15 protein-coding genes are annotated in these 16494 nt (G+C 48.2%); 10 read left to right on the forward strand and 5 right to left on the reverse strand.

Annotation, left to right across the window (positions count from 1 at the left end):
* The first annotated feature begins 5 nt into the window (after positions 1-5).
* The 5 genes from ACF8PK_RS15250 (at position 6) to ACF8PK_RS15270 (ending at position 5126) form a co-directional block, all read left to right on the forward strand.
* Positions 6-695: a hypothetical protein gene (locus ACF8PK_RS15250; RefSeq protein ID WP_392442148.1), complete on the forward strand. Its 690-nt coding sequence runs from the start codon at positions 6-8 to the stop codon at positions 693-695.
* Positions 686-1357, forward strand: a complete 672-nt coding sequence (locus ACF8PK_RS15255; RefSeq protein WP_392442150.1) for a hypothetical protein — start codon at positions 686-688, stop codon at positions 1355-1357. The genes ACF8PK_RS15250 and ACF8PK_RS15255 overlap by 10 nt, the downstream gene beginning before the upstream one ends.
* 2 nt (positions 1358-1359) lie before the next feature.
* Complete coding sequence (locus ACF8PK_RS15260; protein ID WP_392442153.1) at positions 1360-1557, forward strand: hypothetical protein; 198 nt, start codon at positions 1360-1362, stop codon at positions 1555-1557.
* A gap of 1229 nt (positions 1558-2786) precedes the next feature.
* Positions 2787-4259, forward strand: coding sequence for a group II intron reverse transcriptase/maturase (gene ltrA / locus ACF8PK_RS15265; RefSeq protein WP_392442156.1), 1473 nt, complete (start codon positions 2787-2789; stop codon positions 4257-4259).
* A 267-nt stretch (positions 4260-4526) separates the two neighbouring features.
* A complete protein-coding gene (locus tag ACF8PK_RS15270) occupies positions 4527-5126 on the forward strand; it encodes a hypothetical protein (RefSeq protein ID WP_392442159.1) in 600 nt (199 codons plus the stop codon).
* Positions 5127-5521: 395 nt separating this feature from the next.
* Here ACF8PK_RS15270 and ACF8PK_RS15275 read toward each other — a convergent pair whose 3' ends face one another.
* Positions 5522-5791: an Lpp/OprI family alanine-zipper lipoprotein gene (locus ACF8PK_RS15275; RefSeq protein ID WP_004727303.1), complete on the reverse strand. Its 270-nt coding sequence runs from the start codon at positions 5789-5791 to the stop codon at positions 5522-5524.
* Positions 5792-6117: 326 nt separating this feature from the next.
* Between ACF8PK_RS15275 and ACF8PK_RS15280 the strand changes: the two genes are divergently transcribed.
* Positions 6118-7446, forward strand: coding sequence for a DEAD/DEAH box helicase (locus tag ACF8PK_RS15280; protein ID WP_055464917.1), 1329 nt, complete (start codon positions 6118-6120; stop codon positions 7444-7446).
* A gap of 117 nt (positions 7447-7563) precedes the next feature.
* On the opposite strand, the gene ACF8PK_RS15285 is transcribed toward ACF8PK_RS15280, so the two are convergent.
* Complete coding sequence (locus tag ACF8PK_RS15285) at positions 7564-9204, reverse strand: methyl-accepting chemotaxis protein (RefSeq protein ID WP_392442163.1); 1641 nt, start codon at positions 9202-9204, stop codon at positions 7564-7566.
* 378 nt (positions 9205-9582) lie between these two features.
* Between ACF8PK_RS15285 and ACF8PK_RS15290 the strand changes: the two genes are divergently transcribed.
* From ACF8PK_RS15290 to pstB, 4 genes are all read left to right on the forward strand, one after another.
* Positions 9583-10404: a phosphate ABC transporter substrate-binding protein gene (locus tag ACF8PK_RS15290; RefSeq protein ID WP_041943291.1), complete on the forward strand. Its 822-nt coding sequence runs from the start codon at positions 9583-9585 to the stop codon at positions 10402-10404.
* Positions 10405-10492: 88 nt separating this feature from the next.
* Entirely contained in the window at positions 10493-11425 is a 933-nt protein-coding gene (gene pstC, locus ACF8PK_RS15295; protein WP_038151743.1) for a phosphate ABC transporter permease subunit PstC, read from the forward strand.
* Positions 11426-11430: 5 nt separating this feature from the next.
* Positions 11431-12294, forward strand: a complete 864-nt coding sequence (gene pstA / locus ACF8PK_RS15300; protein ID WP_004727298.1) for a phosphate ABC transporter permease PstA — start codon at positions 11431-11433, stop codon at positions 12292-12294.
* A 36-nt stretch (positions 12295-12330) separates the two neighbouring features.
* Positions 12331-13080 carry a phosphate ABC transporter ATP-binding protein PstB gene (gene pstB, locus ACF8PK_RS15305; RefSeq protein WP_004727297.1) on the forward strand — a complete coding sequence of 250 codons (750 nt, stop codon included), beginning with the start codon at positions 12331-12333 and terminating at the stop codon, positions 13078-13080.
* A 48-nt stretch (positions 13081-13128) separates the two neighbouring features.
* On the opposite strand, the gene ACF8PK_RS15310 is transcribed toward pstB, so the two are convergent.
* The 3 genes from ACF8PK_RS15310 to ACF8PK_RS15320 all read right to left on the reverse strand — a co-directional run bounded on the left by ACF8PK_RS15310 (position 13129) and on the right by ACF8PK_RS15320 (position 16261).
* Positions 13129-14226 (reverse strand): GGDEF domain-containing protein, encoded by a 1098-nt coding sequence (locus ACF8PK_RS15310; protein ID WP_014257921.1) that lies wholly within the window; start codon positions 14224-14226, stop codon positions 13129-13131.
* Entirely contained in the window at positions 14219-14689 is a 471-nt protein-coding gene (locus ACF8PK_RS15315; RefSeq protein WP_158108309.1) for a molybdopterin-dependent oxidoreductase, read from the reverse strand. The genes ACF8PK_RS15310 and ACF8PK_RS15315 overlap by 8 nt, the downstream gene beginning before the upstream one ends.
* Before the next feature lie 192 nt (positions 14690-14881).
* Complete coding sequence (locus ACF8PK_RS15320; protein ID WP_014257923.1) at positions 14882-16261, reverse strand: YjiH family protein; 1380 nt, start codon at positions 16259-16261, stop codon at positions 14882-14884.
* Between the last annotated feature and the right edge of the window lie 233 nt (positions 16262-16494).

Here is a 16494-nt window from a genome sequence, read left to right on the forward strand (position 1 = left end):
AGGTAATGGAACCAAACCACAAGTTCGTGTGCCGAGCCTATCTTGGTAGTCAAAAGGTTAAAGCAAAGAACCATCGCATTCTTTTTGATGTTAATACACCTGGTCGCTGCTCGATTTCCGTTGAAGGTACTCCGAAGGTAAACACTATCATTGCCGTAGATGTCGGATGGGGTGACAGCATTTCGCGGGTATTCCTTGGCTACATCGAACGTGTGCAAGCATCAGAAAAAGGGTGGTCAGAACTGTTTTGTCGAGAACTGGCGGCATTGTTGTTTAAGCCGTTAGATATCACGCTTCGTCATCCGACATTGATGCAATTACTCAGCGATGTGACCAACAAAACTGGACTGCAGTTCGTGGTTCCGGAAGCGGCCTACAGTAAAACGTCTATCCCTTGCTTTTACAGTGATGGTAATGGATATCGGGTGATGGACGAGTTGTCTCAAGCTTTTGGTATTGAAGACCTGTTTTGGCAGCAGCAGGGCAACGGCCAAATCTATGTGGGCACTTGGAAAGACTCTTACTGGGCCGATAAGCCAGTTACGATTCCTGATAACCTGATGACGGGGCACACGACGGCCAAGTCAGTGAAAATACCTGCAAGCCCAAAGTTAAGACCGGGTGCAATCGTCAATGGCCTGCGTTTGGTGGGCGTTGATTTCCAAGGAACAGAGGTGAAGCTGACATGGACGTAAATGCAATTAAGCGGATTATCTTCCGACTGTTTCCAGAACTGACTGGACGCTGGCATTTGCCACGATGGGGTAAGGTGGTGGCGTTACCTGAGCTGCCAGAGGAGGGTGACATGTCTGATCGCTTTTATCCGCATTACTCGGTGGACGTTCAGCTGCTTGATGAAAAGGGCGTGGAGTTCAAAGACAAATCACCACTTCAGGCGGTACCACTACCAATACCAGGTGTGGGTGAATACGCCGGTAGACTTGAGCCACCTGCGATCGGCAGCATCGTAGAAATTGGGTTTATGTTCGGGCAACCGGACAAGCCTTTTATTCGTTGTGTACTGCCGCTTGGTTTTAAGTTACCAAGTATCAAGCAAGGTGAAAGCCGATACCAACAACGCCAAGGTGTTTACCAATTGGTAGATGAAGCGGGCAACTTCGAAAGCAAGACCGACAAAGACAACATCACCGAATGTTTAAACCAACGCATCAAAGTGTTGGAAGACAAAATAGAAGAAATCACAAACAACAAAACCACTACGGCCAAGAAAATCATAGAAGTCGCTGACCTCATCACCATGAATGGTGGTAAAGGTGTTGTGCAAGGTGACTGCATTTGTGCTTACACAGGCAAGCCTCACTCTGATTTGTCATCGACAGTTAAGGCAGGTAAATAAACATGGCAATGAGTAAAGCATCTCTCAAAGCGAAGTTGGAAAGCGAACTACAAGCACAAGGGTTCGTTCTTACAGGTGAATTCGCCATGGCAGGGAAGATGGCAGAAGCTATCGCCAATGCTGTGTATGACGAAATTACACAAAATGCCAAAGCAAACATATCGAGTGGCAGCTCTGCCGGAGAGCATCCCATTATCTAGGAACCGATTCTAGCCATACCAAGCGTCCACCAAGGGCGCTTTTCTTTTGCCTCGAACATCAGCAGCAATTACGCGCCCGATGCGGCTAAACCACAAATAGGAGCATCCATGGCGGAAGGCCACCTCTAGGTGACGGAATCCGCACTCCTCCTCCCCACCTGCGACACTTTCGATCTGATTTTTTCGCAATTTTGATTTAGTGAAAATCTACGGGGCTAGGAAAGACGTAGAACACGCGATAAAGCCTTTTGCTATAAGGGGTTTAGAGTGATAAGAAAAGCCGCAGAAAAGGGCTTATATCGCGCCTAATAGAATTTCAAGAATTGCGTTTTTTTTCGATAAATTGCAATAATGATGATCTGTAAGGATCTTGATTTGGAGTGTAAGGTGTTGATTTTAAATGTTTTTAGTCGTTTTCCGTCAGGTTTTTAACGATCTAATGTATAAAATTAAAGATCTCTTTTTCAGGAGGTGAAGCCAGACAGGGCAAGGCTTTGGCGTCAATCTAATAGAAATTTTACTTTTTCAAAATTATTCAAGGGATTAGTCTGAAAAAGAGAACGGTAAAAGAGAGTCAAGCAATGACGGAAAACGTGATTTTTCCAAGTACCTATAAGGTCCTATGAATGGTTAATCTAACTCGTATCTGCCCGTGCGACCTGAAGTCGTATGAAGCGTTGTTCACCGCTTTATGAGTGAACCCTCTGTATCACCAGATGAGCCTATGAGCCTGAATAAAGCAGCGGCTCAGACAATGTAACGAAGAGCGGGAATATCCCGTTCGGGATTTGAATCGTGAGAAGAAGATCCTCCTGATAACCACAAATCGGGTGAGTGCTAGGTAGTCAGTATGATGAACGTAAGTGAATCCATTTAAGGTGCGTTATACGATGAAGCAGCGGAAGTGGTTATTACGCTGTAGCCAAAAAGGCAATGGGAGTCGGAAAGAGATTGGGCAATGCTCTTTCGTGATCGATACGCTCCCCGCACTAGAGTGGGCATCTAACCTGACATTTTACGTAACGTACGGAACAGGGTAAGCCTGTATCACTCCCTAAGGGAAAGCCTTTGTGGCCGATAGTGATGCAGGTAGAGGAGGTCGGAAAAAGCGAAAGTTGCATTGTAATGATGCAGATACAGGCTCATGCCTGATCACGAAAGTGAGCCCACTTCCGACTGGTCTCCCTTTGCGAGAGAATTTGAAGAACTTTATTTAAGGAGAAAAGCAAATGATGATCTCGAAAGAGATTAGTGCATCTTCTGACGGTGCTCAGTGGCAGTCTATTGACTGGAAATCCGCTGAAGCGCACGTATTAAAGCTTCAAATGCGTATCGCAAAAGCAACGAGAGAAAAGAAATACGGTAAGGTGAAATCCTTACAGTGGCTCTTGACTCATTCTCGCTCTGCTAAATTTTTGGCAGTTAAGCGAGTCTCTCAAAACAAAGGCAGTAAAACGCCTGGAATAGATGGTGTCATCTGGAACACAGATGCACGCCGTATGAAAGCGGTTAATCAACTGAGTCGCAAGACTGACAAAGCAAAACCACTCAAACGGATCTACATCCCTAAAAAGAATGGCAAACTCAGACCTCTAGGTATTCCGTGTATGATAGATAGAGCGCAACAAGCGCTCCACCTGCTTGCACTAGAGCCTGTTTCTGAAACACTAGCCGACCTCAATAGTTATGGTTTCAGACCAAACCGCAGCACCGCTGATGCCATTAGTCAGTGCTTTATATGTTTGGCACAGAAGAAATCAGCAAAATGGGTTCTTGAGGGCGATATTAAAGCTTGCTTCGATAAAATCGGGCATCAATGGCTTATGGAAAATATCACCGTAGATAAACGTATGTTAGAGCAATGGCTGAAGTCTGGCTTTGTGGATAAAGGCCTGTTCTACGACACCGATGAGGGTACACCACAAGGAGGGATAATATCTCCAACCTTGATGCTAATGACCCTTGCAGGACTAGAGCAACGCGTAAAATCCACAGCACTGAGAAAAGGAGCTAAAGCCAATTTCATTGGTTACGCTGATGATTTCGTGGTCACTTGCTCTTCAAAGGAAGTGCTAGTGAGCGATATCAAACCGTTGATTGCTGACTTTCTGGCTGAAAGAGGGTTAACCCTATCCGAAGAGAAAACGAAGATTACTCATATTGATGATGGTTTTGACTTTCTGGGCTTCAACCATAGGAAGTACAAAGGGAAATTGCTCATTAAACCGAGCAAGTTCAACACACTGTTATTTTCGAGAAATTTACGTGAGCTTATCAAAAAGCACGCAACTATCCCCGTTAATGATCTTATCAAACTGATAAATCCAAAACTCAGAGGATGGGCGAATTACTACCGCCACTGCGTTGCTAAACAAGTATTCGGGTATGTAGACCACAAACTATTCCAAGCACTATGGCACTGGGCAGTTAGACGTCATCCAACCAAGTCTAAAGACTGGGTTGTTCATAAGTATTTTCTCAATCGAAAAGGCCAATGGCAATTTCATGGTTGGCAGAAAATCACGAACATGGATTGTCAGTTCAATCTGTTCCAAATTGCGAAAGTGCCAATAGAACGACACGTGAAAATCCGAAGTGCCGCAATCCCTTATGACCCCGACTATCAAGAATACTTGGCTAAGCGGAAGTCAAAAAGACAAGCACGTAACTCTTGGATTGAACCTGTTCCAACTGCTTTGTGAGTTGCTGGGTATCAAACGATGCCTTAGTGGAGGCTTGAGCCCAGTGCAGTGAAAGTTGCACGCTGGGTTCTTAGGGAGACGGCACTTGGTAACAAGTGTCGTCCACCCGACCAAAGCTTCTCAGACCCAATGAGTGCACGACCTAGCCAGTACACCAATAGGCCAAGTTGATGACAGTTGAGTTTCATAACAAATAGCAGCAACATAGACGGAATGCAAAGGCGGAAAAGTCCGTCTATAGAGCGTAATAACTCCATGGAGGTCCAAGTGGAAAAAGGTAAGTTACTACGACCAGCTCAAAGAGAGTTGGAATCTGCTGAAAGAGCCATTGTGCGTATGAAAGAGTCGAGCACGCTAGAGGAGTTTGAAGATGAATGGCGAATTTTTCTTGGTGCAATAGAGAAATGCTGGGTCAAAGCCGAGAGAGTATGCCAGCCTATTCGGAATAAGTTTGAACCTTGGCAGGGAAGATACAAAAAACTAAGAAAATCAGATCCGCTTTTAAAATACCTCTACCATGCAAGACATAGTGATCAGCATTCTGTGCAAGAAATGATTGAGCCCAAAAGTGCACAGCAGTTTATGACAATTGGTGGTAAAGGTGATTATGTCCATATTGAGCACTTCTCAATTGATGGCAGTGGACGTATTTCATCCTATCAAGGTAGTCACCCGATTGTTTATCACTTTTTACCCGAGAGAGTTGAATTATTGCGTGTTCTAAGCAGTAAAAAATGGTACGACCCACCACGACAACATTTAGGTATAGAGTTACCGTGGTCGGCTCCAATAGAGGTAGCTTCTTTGGGGCTTGCTTTCTATCAAGACTTCATAAAAAGTATTGAACTTGAGTTCTGCGAAAACTAATTATAACAAGGCGTTAAGCATATTAGGTAAAGTATGATGTTTGGCAACAATAAAATGGAATGCTTTTGTTGGGATTAATCTTACTCACCTAAACATGAGTATTGAGATGTGGACGTTTTTGGGACAAGCATGGCTCAGTGTCTTAATAAGTTATTGATTTTAATGTATTTATAATTTTATGACTAGTAAGGCCACATTATCAATCACCGTAACCGAAATTGGTTAGCAAGGCAAAGTAGGCTTAAGCCGGATTTATTGCGTCACTCTTCTGGTGCGGTAGTACAACCGTAAAAACAAAAGTGGCGACATCAAATTTCGTCGCCACTTCATCGCCATTCAAACCTTATCAAATATTTAAATGTTTGATATATAAAGGTTTTTTATTGTGGTTCGTCTTACTTCGTGTAAGACTGAGCGATGTTATCAATACGCTCGTTTGCACGCGCTGCTTCTTCTTGAGCAGCCATGGCTGCATCTGAAGTGGCATTCGCTTTCGACATCATAGCCGCATGGTCACTTTTCAGCGATGCAACTTGATCGCTTAGCTGACTAACTTGGTTGTTCAGTTCATCCAATTTTGCTGTGGTCGCTTCGTCTGGACCTGATGCACAACCTGCCAGTAGAAGTACAGATGACGCTGCAGCTGCGATTAACATTTTGTTCATATCGAACTCCTTGTTTACATTTATCAATTACGCCCTATACATTTTTGTCCATATAGTGACGATTTAAAGTGTAGACATTATTTTAATCTTCGCCTATATCCACAAAGTCAAAATAATCCAAAATTTTATCCAGTAATCAATTAATTGACGAAGGCTCTCACTCCTGAGAGACACGCGTTGATCCGCGCTTCCCCATTTTGCTGCTACATTTAGAATATTTTGTGTGATCTCTATCTATTTGTGCACTATTCGCGCTATCATATCGCGTTTTTTATTTTGACCTTAGCCTTGCGGTGCAAGGCGCTACAACAATATTGGAGAATCCTTTGCAGTTCAAAGATTTAGGTTTAGACAATCGCTTATTGAAAACTTTGGCTCATTTTGATTTCAAGCAAGCGACCCAAATCCAGCAGCAGGCTATTCCTGTTGCCATGGCCGGAAAAGATCTTCTGGCTTCATCTAAAACGGGTTCGGGTAAAACGCTAGCCTTTCTGCTGCCAATGCTTCATAAAGCGTTGAAGACCAAAGCGTTGTCAGCCCGTGATCCGCGAGGTGTTATTCTGGTTCCGACCCGTGAGCTGGCCAAACAGGTGTACGGTGAATTGCGTACCATGCTGTCGGGCCTGAGCTACACTGCCACTCTAATCACCGGTGGTGAAAACTTTAACGACCAAGTGAAAGCGCTGCGTCGTGGCCCGAAATTTATCGTGGCGACCCCAGGGCGTTTGGCCGATCACTTGGAGCACCGCTCTCTGTTCTTGGAAGGTCTGGAAACGTTGATTCTGGATGAAGCAGATCGCATGTTGGATCTCGGTTTTGCGCCGCAATTGCGCCACATTCACAACGCCGCGAAACACCGCCGTCGTCAGACGTTGCTGTTCTCTGCGACGCTGGATCACGCGCAAGTGAACGACATCGCGTACGAGATGCTGAACGATGCCAAGCACATTGCGGTCGGTGGTTCGAACGAGCAACACAAAGATATCACCCAACGTTTCTACCTGTGTGACCATTTGGATCATAAAGAAGCGCTGCTGGATCGCGTGCTGGATGATGCCGATTACCGTCAGGTAATTATCTTTACCGCAACCCGTAATGACACCGAACGTCTCACGGCGAAACTCAACGAACGCAAACTCAAAGCCGTGGCGCTGAGTGGTAGCTTGAACCAGATTCAGCGCAATACCATCATGAGTCAGTTTGAACGTGCGGTGTTTAAGATTCTGGTGACGACCGATGTGGCATCACGTGGTCTGGATATCGCCAACGTCACGCACGTGATTAACTTCGACATGCCCAAACATACGGAAGAGTATGTGCACCGCGTGGGCCGCACGGGTCGTGCGGGCAACAAAGGTGATGCGATTTCGCTGGTGGGTCCAAAAGATTGGGACAGCTTCAAACGCGTAGAAGCCTACCTGAAGCAAGACATTCAATTTGATGTGTTGGAAGGTTTGCAAGGAAAGTTCAAAGGCCTGAAAGTACGTCAGCCTGTGAACAAAGCCAAGCCACAACGTGGCCAAGCGAAACCGCAAGCGAAGAAAGTGGCGAAGAAACCCGTGAAGCGTGATAAAGGGTTCTACGATCACGTGGCTGTAGGCGATACCGTCTTCATTCCGAAGAAGAAAGTGGCGCCGAAAGTCGACGACGAATAAAGCATCAAAAAGCCGCCTTTATCAGGCGGCTTTGTTCTTTTTCAACCACCTTCTGAGAAGGTGGTTTTTTATTGTGCATAATACGGCGTATCAGGGGAATGGCCGTGTGCCTTGGCGTTAGACGCGAAAGTAATTGAGTTGCTGTTTCTGTTGTTCGGCCAGTTGCGAAAGCTCTTGTGCTGCCGCGGCTGATTGCGTAATGCCGGTCACGTTCTGGCTCACCAATTCATAGATGTTACCCAGATTGCGGTTGATGTCGGAGGTGACTTGATTCTGCTCTTCCGATGCCGACGCCACTTGCGTGTTGACGGCGCTCAGTTCAGCAATTGAGCCGTTGATCTCTTCCAAGGCCGTACTCACCTTCGCGGCCAACGCTTGGTTGTCTTGCAGCATTTTCAAGCTCGAATTCATGCTGTCGTTCGCCATGCCGGATTTATCTTGCAGCTCTTCAATGATGACCTGAATCTCTTTGGTCGAATCTTGCGTGCGCGCTGCCAGCATACGCACTTCATCTGCCACCACGGCAAACCCGCGCCCACTTTCTCCGGCGCGTGCCGCCTCAATCGCTGCGTTTAGGGCCAGCAGGTTGGTCTGCTCAGAAATGCTCTGAATCACTTCAATGACTTTACCGATGCGTTCGGATTGCTCTTTCAAGCTGGTCACCACATGGGCGGCATCGCTGAGTTTATCGGTCATGATCGCGTTGGCACGATTGCTTTGTTCGAACATGCTCAGGCTGTTTTGTGCCAGTTGATTGGCATGCTGCGCGGCGCTGTCGGCACGTGTCGCGTTATCGGTGACGCTGCCCGCGGCGATTTCCAATTGATTCACCGCCGAGGCCACTTGTTCCACTTCTTGCTTTTCTTGATCTGAGTTGACGCTAGATTGCGTCATCACCGTGGCCAGCTCGGTCGAGGCAGACGCCACATCGACGCTGATGCGAATCAACGCATCCACGGTGCTGCGTAGCTGAGACACCGTGGCGTTTACATCGCGCGCCAGTTCCGTAATCTCGTTGTTTCCTTCCTCGTTGGCTTGAATTTGCAGGTTCCCGTGCGCGACTTCGCGTACCGTCTGTTGTAGCTGACGAATCGGCGCCACGATAACGCCCGCCAGCAGCCAACTGCTGACTGCGGCCAGCAGTAACACCACAATCAAACCCGCCAACGACATGTCCATCACGCTGTGGTTGTGCGCTTCATTGGCGTGAAGGTCAGTCAATGCAAGCGTGTTGAGTTGGTCGGACAGCGCTTGAATCGCATTCACCATGTCACGCCCCGCATCGCGATACACGTCGGTGGCGCGCTCATATTCGGCATCAAAAGCCGCAGACACCTGCTGATGGTGTTTGGTGTTCAGCAGCGGAATCATGGTTTGGATGGAATAATCCACGTAGCGCTGCATGGCGCGGCGCAGCTCGGCAATTTCGTTCTCAAGCCCCGCCACTTTGGCCAGCGAGTTCAGGTGCGCGAGGTTTTCGCTTTGACGCTGCTTGAGCACAGAAGGCAAGGCGTTGACTTCTTCTGGTTGGAACAGGCTGTAAATGGCGCTGATGCGCATGGCGTACGTGTTGTCGATGATGTCGGTCAGTTCATCTTTATGATTGACCAGTGTTTCGGTCGATTGCGACATGTCGCGAAACGCTTGTTTGAGCGTGGTGGTGCTGTAGCTGATCCCTGAAATCAGCAACAACATGGTGATAAACACCGGTACTACAACTTGCAGCTTGATCGACAAACCGCTCAGTAACTGGCGCATGGTGGTCCTCTTCTGAAATATTGGGGAGAAAATAATTATCATTTTTATGAATAGCACCCCAGATAATATCTGCTAACTATAAGATTTCAATCGGATTTTTAACTGTCTTATGCTTTTCAGTTCTAGCGGCTAAAGTGGAAATATGAACCTTTTCAATGCGTTATAAAAAACGGTGTTTCATGGCATCAATGTGCGAGCGTGAAATGTTTGATTTTGCGAATGAAACAGGGACAAACCAGAGAGTTTTTCTCCGCTGCAAATATTTCAACCTGTCATCGACTTTTCAATGAACTGAAACACAACTGTCATATTCGAGGCCTAAAGTGACCCTCGTCCAAGTGAAACACAACGGCAATAAAGCCACTTAAGGAAATTGTGATGAAAAAGACAGTAATCGGTGCAATCGCTCTTCTAGGCGCTCTAGCAGTTAACCCAGTTTCAGCAAAAGAGACCATCTCTGCAGTGGGTTCTAGCAGTGTTACTCCACTGATGGAAGTTTTCTCTGAAACATACATGAAGACAAATTCGGAAGTGTTTATTGAAGTGCAAGGCCCAGGTTCATCTGCAGGTGTCAAAGCGGCGAAAAACGGCAGCGCGGATATCGGCATGTCTTCTCGTAATCTGAAGGATTCAGAGAAAGAGCCAACCTTGGTTGAAGAAGTGATCGCTCGTGACGGCATCGCGGTTGTTGTGCACCCAAGCAACACAGTGAAAGGCCTGACCGCAGAACAAGTATCAGAAATCTACAAAGGCGACATCACCAACTGGAAACAAGTGGGTGGTGAAGACAAGCCAATCGTTGCGATTACTCGTGACACAGCATCGGGTACACGCGGTGCATTCGAAGAAATCATGGAACTGAAAAAGAAAATCTCTGGCAAAACAGTGTCTGCCATCTCTCAGCGCGCGCAAGTTGCTAACGGTAACGGCGGCCTGAAAACCATGGTTGCTTCTAACCCATACTCAATCGGTTACATCTCACTGGGTACAGTAGATGGTTCAGTACACGCTCTATCGATCGATGGCACGCCAGCAACCGTAGAGAATGTGAAAGCAGGATCTTACAAAGTCGCTCGCCCATTCTTGGTGCTGTACAAAGAAGGCAAACCATCGGCTGAAACACAGAAATTCCTGGATTGGATGCTGTCTGACGAAGCGCAAAAGATTGTTGCTTCTCACCACTACATCCCTGTGAACTAAGAACCCCATTTAATCAGTTTGCTCAGCCCGCTTAATTAGGGCTGAGCGCTTTCAATCCACCTCGACTCGTTCGACAAGTGAGATGAATATGACCATCGCGACAAATAGTGACCAGCTTATGAACAGTGCAAAGACGCAAGCAACAAAGCGCGGTTTACGCGCTAAAAAGCGTATCGACTGGAAAGAGCGCCTCTTTCACGGTTTGTTTTTAACCAGTGCAGTCATCGGTATTGTATCGCTCGCCGTGATTGCCTACTTCATTATTCGAGAAAGTATCCCTGCTTTCCAAGAAGCCGGCATTACGGGTATCGTTTTAGGCCAAGATTGGCTGCCACCAGCACTGTACGGTGTGGCGACGATGATCGTCGCGTCAGTGGTGTCGACCTTTGGCGCCGTGATCGTGGGCGTACCGGTTGGTGTGCTTACGGCCATCTTCATTGCGGAAATCGCGCCTAAACGTGTGGCTGATGTGATTCGCCCTGCGGTGGAACTCCTGGCGGGTATTCCTTCGGTGGTCTACGGCTTCTTTGGCCTGGTGATTATCGTGCCACTGATTCAAAACATCTTTCAGGTGCCAGCCGGTAACACCATTCTGGCGGGGATCATCGTCCTTGGCGTGATGATTCTGCCAACGGTGATTACCGTATCGGAAACCTCGATTCGCGCGGTGCCAAAAACCTACAAAGAGGGGTCTCTGGCGCTGGGTGCATCCAACATCTACACCATTTTCAAATTGCTCGTTCCTGCGGCTCGTTCCGGGATTATGACCGGTGTGATTCTGGGGATCGGTCGTGCATTGGGCGAAACCATGGCCATCATCATGGTGATGGGGAACGCGCCAGCGATGCCTCAAGGCATTCTGGACTCAGCGCGTACGTTGACCGCAAACATCGCGATCGAAATGTCGTACGCCAGCGGTGTACACGCCAATGCGTTGTACGCGACCGGTGTGGTGCTTTTGGTGTTCATCATGATGTTGAACGCGGCACTGCTGTACCTGAACCGTGAGAAAGCGAGGTAATGACGATGGATCGCGCAAAACTAAAACAAGTTCGTGAATTGAAAGACAACGTGCTGCGCAGCTTCATTTGGCTCGCTGCGGCACTGACGGTTGGATTCCTGTTCTGGATCATCTGGTACATTCTGTCGAATGGCTTGCAGCATGTAGACTGGAACTTCATTACCGACAACTACACGCGTACGGGCGATGAGCACGGTATCTTCCCGATGATCGTCTCAACCATCTACATGGTGATTGCATCGATTGCAGTGGCGGCGCCACTTGGCATCATGACTGCGATTTACCTGACTGAATATGCCAAAGTGGGTAGCCGACTGGTGAAAGTGATTCGCTTCTGTACCGAATCGCTGGCGGGGATTCCATCAATCATCTTCGGTCTGTTCGGTATGACGTTCTTCGTGGCGATTCTGGGCTTTGGCTTCTCGATTCTGTCGGGCGCATTGACCTTGAGTATCCTGATTCTGCCGGTGATTATTCGAACCACAGAAGAAGCGTTGATGGCGGTGCCACAAACGTATCGCGAAGGCTCTTACGGCCTTGGCGCATCAAAAATCTATACTATCTGGCGTTTGATTTTGCCAAGCGCAATGCCAGGTATTATGACGTCAGTCATTCTCAGTATCGGTCGTGTGATCGGTGAATCGGCGCCGGTCTTTTTGACCGCAGGTATGGTTGCGCGTATTCCGGACTCCTTGATGGACTCAGGCCGTACGCTGACTGTGCACTTGTACAAGCTGACCACTGAGCTGTTTACTATCGAAGAGTGGAATCAGGCATACGGTACAGCGACCGTCCTGATCGTCGTCGTGTTGCTCATCAACATGTTTACCAAATTGATCGCGAAGCGATTCAATACGGCGACTTACTAAACCGACACGACTGACAGAATTTACGAGATAAAGACAATGAACAAATTTAGCATTGAAAACCTGAACCTGTTTTACGGTGAGAACCAAGCGCTGAAATCGATCAACCTGCCGATTCCTACACGTCAGGTGACTGCGCTCATCGGCCCGTCTGGCTGTGGTAAATCAACCTTATTGCGCTGCTTGAACCGCATGAACGATTTGATTGAAGGCGTCAAAATTACCGGCAAACTGACCATGGATGGCGAAGATGTGTATGGCAACGTCGACGTGGCTGACCTGCGCATCAAAGTCGGCATGGTGTTCCAAAAGCCAAACCCATTCCCAATGAGCATTTATGAAAACGTGGCCTACGGCCTGCGTGCTCAAGGCGTGAAAGACAAAAAACACATCGATGAAGTGGTGGAGCGTTCACTGCGCAGCGCCGCGCTGTGGGACGAAGTGAAAGATCGCCTGAAGTCGCACGCATTCGGCTTATCAGGGGGTCAGCAGCAGCGTCTGTGTATCGCGCGCACCATCGCGATGGAACCGGATGTGATTTTGATGGACGAACCGACCTCGGCACTTGACCCCATTGCGACTCATAAAATCGAAGAGCTGATGGAAGAGCTGAAAAAGAACTACACGATCGTGATCGTCACGCACTCCATGCAGCAGGCGCGCCGGATTTCAGACCGCACCGCGTTCTTCCTGATGGGAGAGCTGGTCGAGCACAACGACACCCAAATTATTTTCAACCAACCACAAGATGACCGCACACGAGGCTACGTGAACGGTGACTTCGGTTAAGAGAAAGAACCTGATTATAACTATAAGCGATGGTAACTTTGCCCCTCTTTATGAGGGGCTTTTTTGTTGGAACTTCATCTGGTACATGTTCTTGTCGGCGATGTGGACCAGTTGGTTGATGTCGAGCGCATCGTAAGGAAAGCGGCTGACGCCGATGCTGGTGCTGAGTGGATAGGACTCAAGGCTTGGCAACTGAAACGCCGCGTCAAAACATTCCATAATCAGGGTTTGCATGCCCGCCAGATCGTCGGGGTCAACGCTGTCGAGAATGATGGCAAACTCGTCGCCGCCCATGCGAAATACCCAGTAATCGAACGTCGGAATGTGCGCCAGTCGATATGCAACTTGCTTGAGCACCGAATCGCCGGCTTGATGACCGAGTGTATCGTTAATGGCTTTAAATCCGTTCAGGTCGAGTAACAGCAGCGAAAATGACTGCTGCACGGTGTAGCGTTTTAGCGCAGCAAACATCGCCAAGCGATTCGACAACCCGGTGAGTGGGTCGGTCAGCGCCAGCAATTTATGAAAACGCGCTTCTGCGTGCAAAATGTAACTGACCAAACCGATGCAGGCGAACAGCACAAACATCAAGGCAAACTGAATCTGAGTCAGCCAGTACGCTTGCTGTTTTTGGTGCAGGTAAATCGGGCTTTGAATCTTAAAGTTTTCGTTGATGTAGCTGATGATGCGCTGATAAAGCTGCTGCGATTGGGCCTCAAAGCGCGCCATAGAGGCTTCGTCTTTGGCAGCCATCAAATAGGGCTCCAGCATTTTAAAATCGTCAAAGGCCCGTTTAAAAAACGGGTAGGTGCCTTCTAACCCCATAAACCCCTCGGCTTCACGGCTGTTGAGGATCACGTCAAAGCGGCTCCATGTCAGCTCGTATTTGAGCCACACGCGCGCCATCTTCTGCTCGGAATGGATCGCATACGGCGATTCCGCAATCATCTCGGTAAACTCTTTGGTCAACTGAAACAAAAACCACGTCGCCTGATTTTGCTGGTCGCTGTACGATCGCGCGAGATCGCGCGTGCTGCTGAGGGTGTACAGATTCGCCACGACCAGCAGCGCAGAGATGAGGATCAGCAATGTTTTTGCACGGTAGACCCAAGGATGGAGGGCCTGACTTTGTATCGGTTTAATCATGCGTGTGAATCAATATCTCTTTAATCTGCCACACCATTTGGGTGTAGTGCATCGGTTCGTCTATTTGCGGATAAGCGCTGAGGTTGTAGACCAGCCAGAACGGGCCTTTGTCTCGCACGCGCATCGGTTTACCATCCAAAAAGTAGGCCACAATCGGGTTGTATTGCTGCACATCGTCTATGGCAATGTTGGCGGCGTAATCGTTGAGTGCGATCAGCGACACCGACTCGGCGTTCTCGACCTTGAGATACTTGAGTAAATCGGTCAGCGTAAAACCAGTAAAGGTGTGCGGTTCGGTCAACCAAGGGACGTGCGTGGTGAAGGCATTCACCGGCAGCGCTGACTGCAACTGCACCAGTGTCATGGTGTGTGGCGCGTGCTCACCCACTTTGACGGTGATCTCGACCGCGGCACTGTGGACGCTATACAGCAGCAACCAGATGAAAGACAGGTGCCTTATCATAAGGAATTCCCTCTGCGGGTGATGGTTCGAAGTTGTGGTGCTGTTTAAAGTATAAGGCGAGAGTTTGAGCAATGAAATGAATTATTGACTAAATGATTAGTTTAACTGATTGGTTCAGATGACGAACAAAGAAAAGGCTTCCCAGTGGAAGCCTTTTCGCGTGTGGCGTCGAGAGCGACGTCAAACGATGGGTTAGAAAATCAGGTGGGCAACACCCACAATCACCGGCAGGGTGATCAGCGTGCGTACGATGAAGATGATGAACAGTTCCAGAATGTTGACTGGAATACGGCTGCCCAACATCAGCGCGCCCACTTCTGACATGTAAATCAGCTGAGTGACCGACATGGCTGCGACAACAAATCGGGTCATTTCATTGTCGATTGACGCGGCCAGAATCGATGGAATGAACATATCTGCAAAACCAACCACCATGGTTTGTGATGCTTGAACCGCTTCGGGTACACCCAGCAATTCAAGGTAAGGCACAAACGGTTGGCCCAGTACCGAGAAGACCGGTGTGTATTCTGCTACAACCAGCGCCATGGTTCCCAAGCCCATCACCACCGGCAGTACGCCGAATACCATGTCAACGGCGTTACGAATGCCTTCACCAAATACGGATTTCAGGCAGTCTACTTTGCCCGCTTTAGTCAACGCCAGTTCCATCCCCCAAGAGAAAGAGGAGTGGCCTTCTGGCACGGCATCTTGATCTGGGTTTGGCTTGCTGCCATCGATGTAGGTGTCTTTCTTCCAGCTGAGTGGGGGCAGACGCGGAATAATGATCGCCGCGACAAAACCTGCCAAACAGATCGCTGCGTAGAACGGCAGGAACAGGTGTTCAAGCTCAACTTGCGCAATCACGACCAAACTGAAGGTGATGGAGACCGCAGAGAAAGTGGTGCCGACCACCGCCGCTTCACGTTGCGTGTAGAATTTGTCTTCGTACTGTTTGCTGGTCAGCAGAATACCGACACTGCCATCGCCAAGCCATGACGCAACACAGTCAATCGCACTGCGACCGGGCAGGTTAAACAGCGGACGCATCACTTTACTCAGCAGCGCGCCCATGAGTTCCAACAAACCAAAGTTCAGCAGCAATGGTAGCAGCAGGCCTGCAAAAATGAACACAGAGAATAGGGTTGGGAGAAGGCCTTCCAACACCAAACCCCCAGTGTTCTCTTCCCAAATCGCTTTTGGACCGATTTGGAAGAATGTCATGATCACCGCTGCACCACCAATCACACGCACCAGCAACCAGACCCAAGTTGGGTTAAACAGGCTGTTTAAAAAGCCACTTTGCGTGATGAATGCCGGTTTGAAAACTTTAGTCAAAACGGAGGCAACCGACATAAATGCGATGATGGCGGTCACGATCGCGACCAGGCTGTCACCAAACAGCGCTTGGATGGATTTCGCCAGAATGGCCACGGGGATGGTCAATGAACCGTCGTAGCTGATTGGCGCCATAAATAGAAAGACCCCGACCAGTGACGGGATCAAGAACATCCAAAAACTGCCGGAAGTGTTCGTCTCTGCCGGGGATTCTAAGGTTTGAGCATTATCTTGCATTACTTCTCTCGTGTGACTACTAGTCAATTAAATCCAAATCCCTGGCATATTAATTCACTAAACATCCGTATTTACTCATGCGTGCAAGAATATCCAGTTTTTAATGGCTCTGCAATACTATTCATTAAAAAGGGCTAAATATTCATTCCATTGCACTGCGAGATGTGCAAATCATAGTGATTTGTTTTGCCATTGTTACACTGGTTAATTATTTGTTTAAAACGCTTTGTGTT

The organism is Vibrio sp. CJQ_6, from assembly GCF_043106745.1.
GTDB lineage: Bacteria > Pseudomonadota > Gammaproteobacteria > Enterobacterales > Vibrionaceae > Vibrio > Vibrio furnissii.

Excerpts from the sequence above, each read along its gene's own strand:
- ACF8PK_RS15250 (WP_392442148.1), top strand. The coding sequence starts at position 6 with ATGGAACCAAACCACAAGTTCGTGTGCCGAGCCTATCTTGGTAGTCAA.
- ACF8PK_RS15255 (WP_392442150.1), top strand. The coding sequence starts at position 686 with ATGGACGTAAATGCAATTAAGCGGATTATCTTCCGACTGTTTCCAGAA.
- ACF8PK_RS15260 (WP_392442153.1), top strand. The coding sequence starts at position 1,360 with ATGGCAATGAGTAAAGCATCTCTCAAAGCGAAGTTGGAAAGCGAACTA.
- ltrA (WP_392442156.1), top strand. The coding sequence starts at position 2,787 with ATGATGATCTCGAAAGAGATTAGTGCATCTTCTGACGGTGCTCAGTGG.
- ACF8PK_RS15275 (WP_004727303.1), bottom strand. The coding sequence starts at position 5,791 with ATGAACAAAATGTTAATCGCAGCTGCAGCGTCATCTGTACTTCTACTG.
- ACF8PK_RS15285 (WP_392442163.1), bottom strand. The coding sequence starts at position 9,204 with ATGCGCCAGTTACTGAGCGGTTTGTCGATCAAGCTGCAAGTTGTAGTA.
- ACF8PK_RS15290 (WP_041943291.1), top strand. The coding sequence starts at position 9,583 with ATGAAAAAGACAGTAATCGGTGCAATCGCTCTTCTAGGCGCTCTAGCA.
- pstC (WP_038151743.1), top strand. The coding sequence starts at position 10,493 with ATGACCATCGCGACAAATAGTGACCAGCTTATGAACAGTGCAAAGACG.
- pstA (WP_004727298.1), top strand. The coding sequence starts at position 11,431 with ATGGATCGCGCAAAACTAAAACAAGTTCGTGAATTGAAAGACAACGTG.
- pstB (WP_004727297.1), top strand. The coding sequence starts at position 12,331 with ATGAACAAATTTAGCATTGAAAACCTGAACCTGTTTTACGGTGAGAAC.
- ACF8PK_RS15310 (WP_014257921.1), bottom strand. The coding sequence starts at position 14,226 with ATGATTAAACCGATACAAAGTCAGGCCCTCCATCCTTGGGTCTACCGT.
- ACF8PK_RS15315 (WP_158108309.1), bottom strand. The coding sequence starts at position 14,689 with ATGATAAGGCACCTGTCTTTCATCTGGTTGCTGCTGTATAGCGTCCAC.
- ACF8PK_RS15320 (WP_014257923.1), bottom strand. The coding sequence starts at position 16,261 with ATGCAAGATAATGCTCAAACCTTAGAATCCCCGGCAGAGACGAACACT.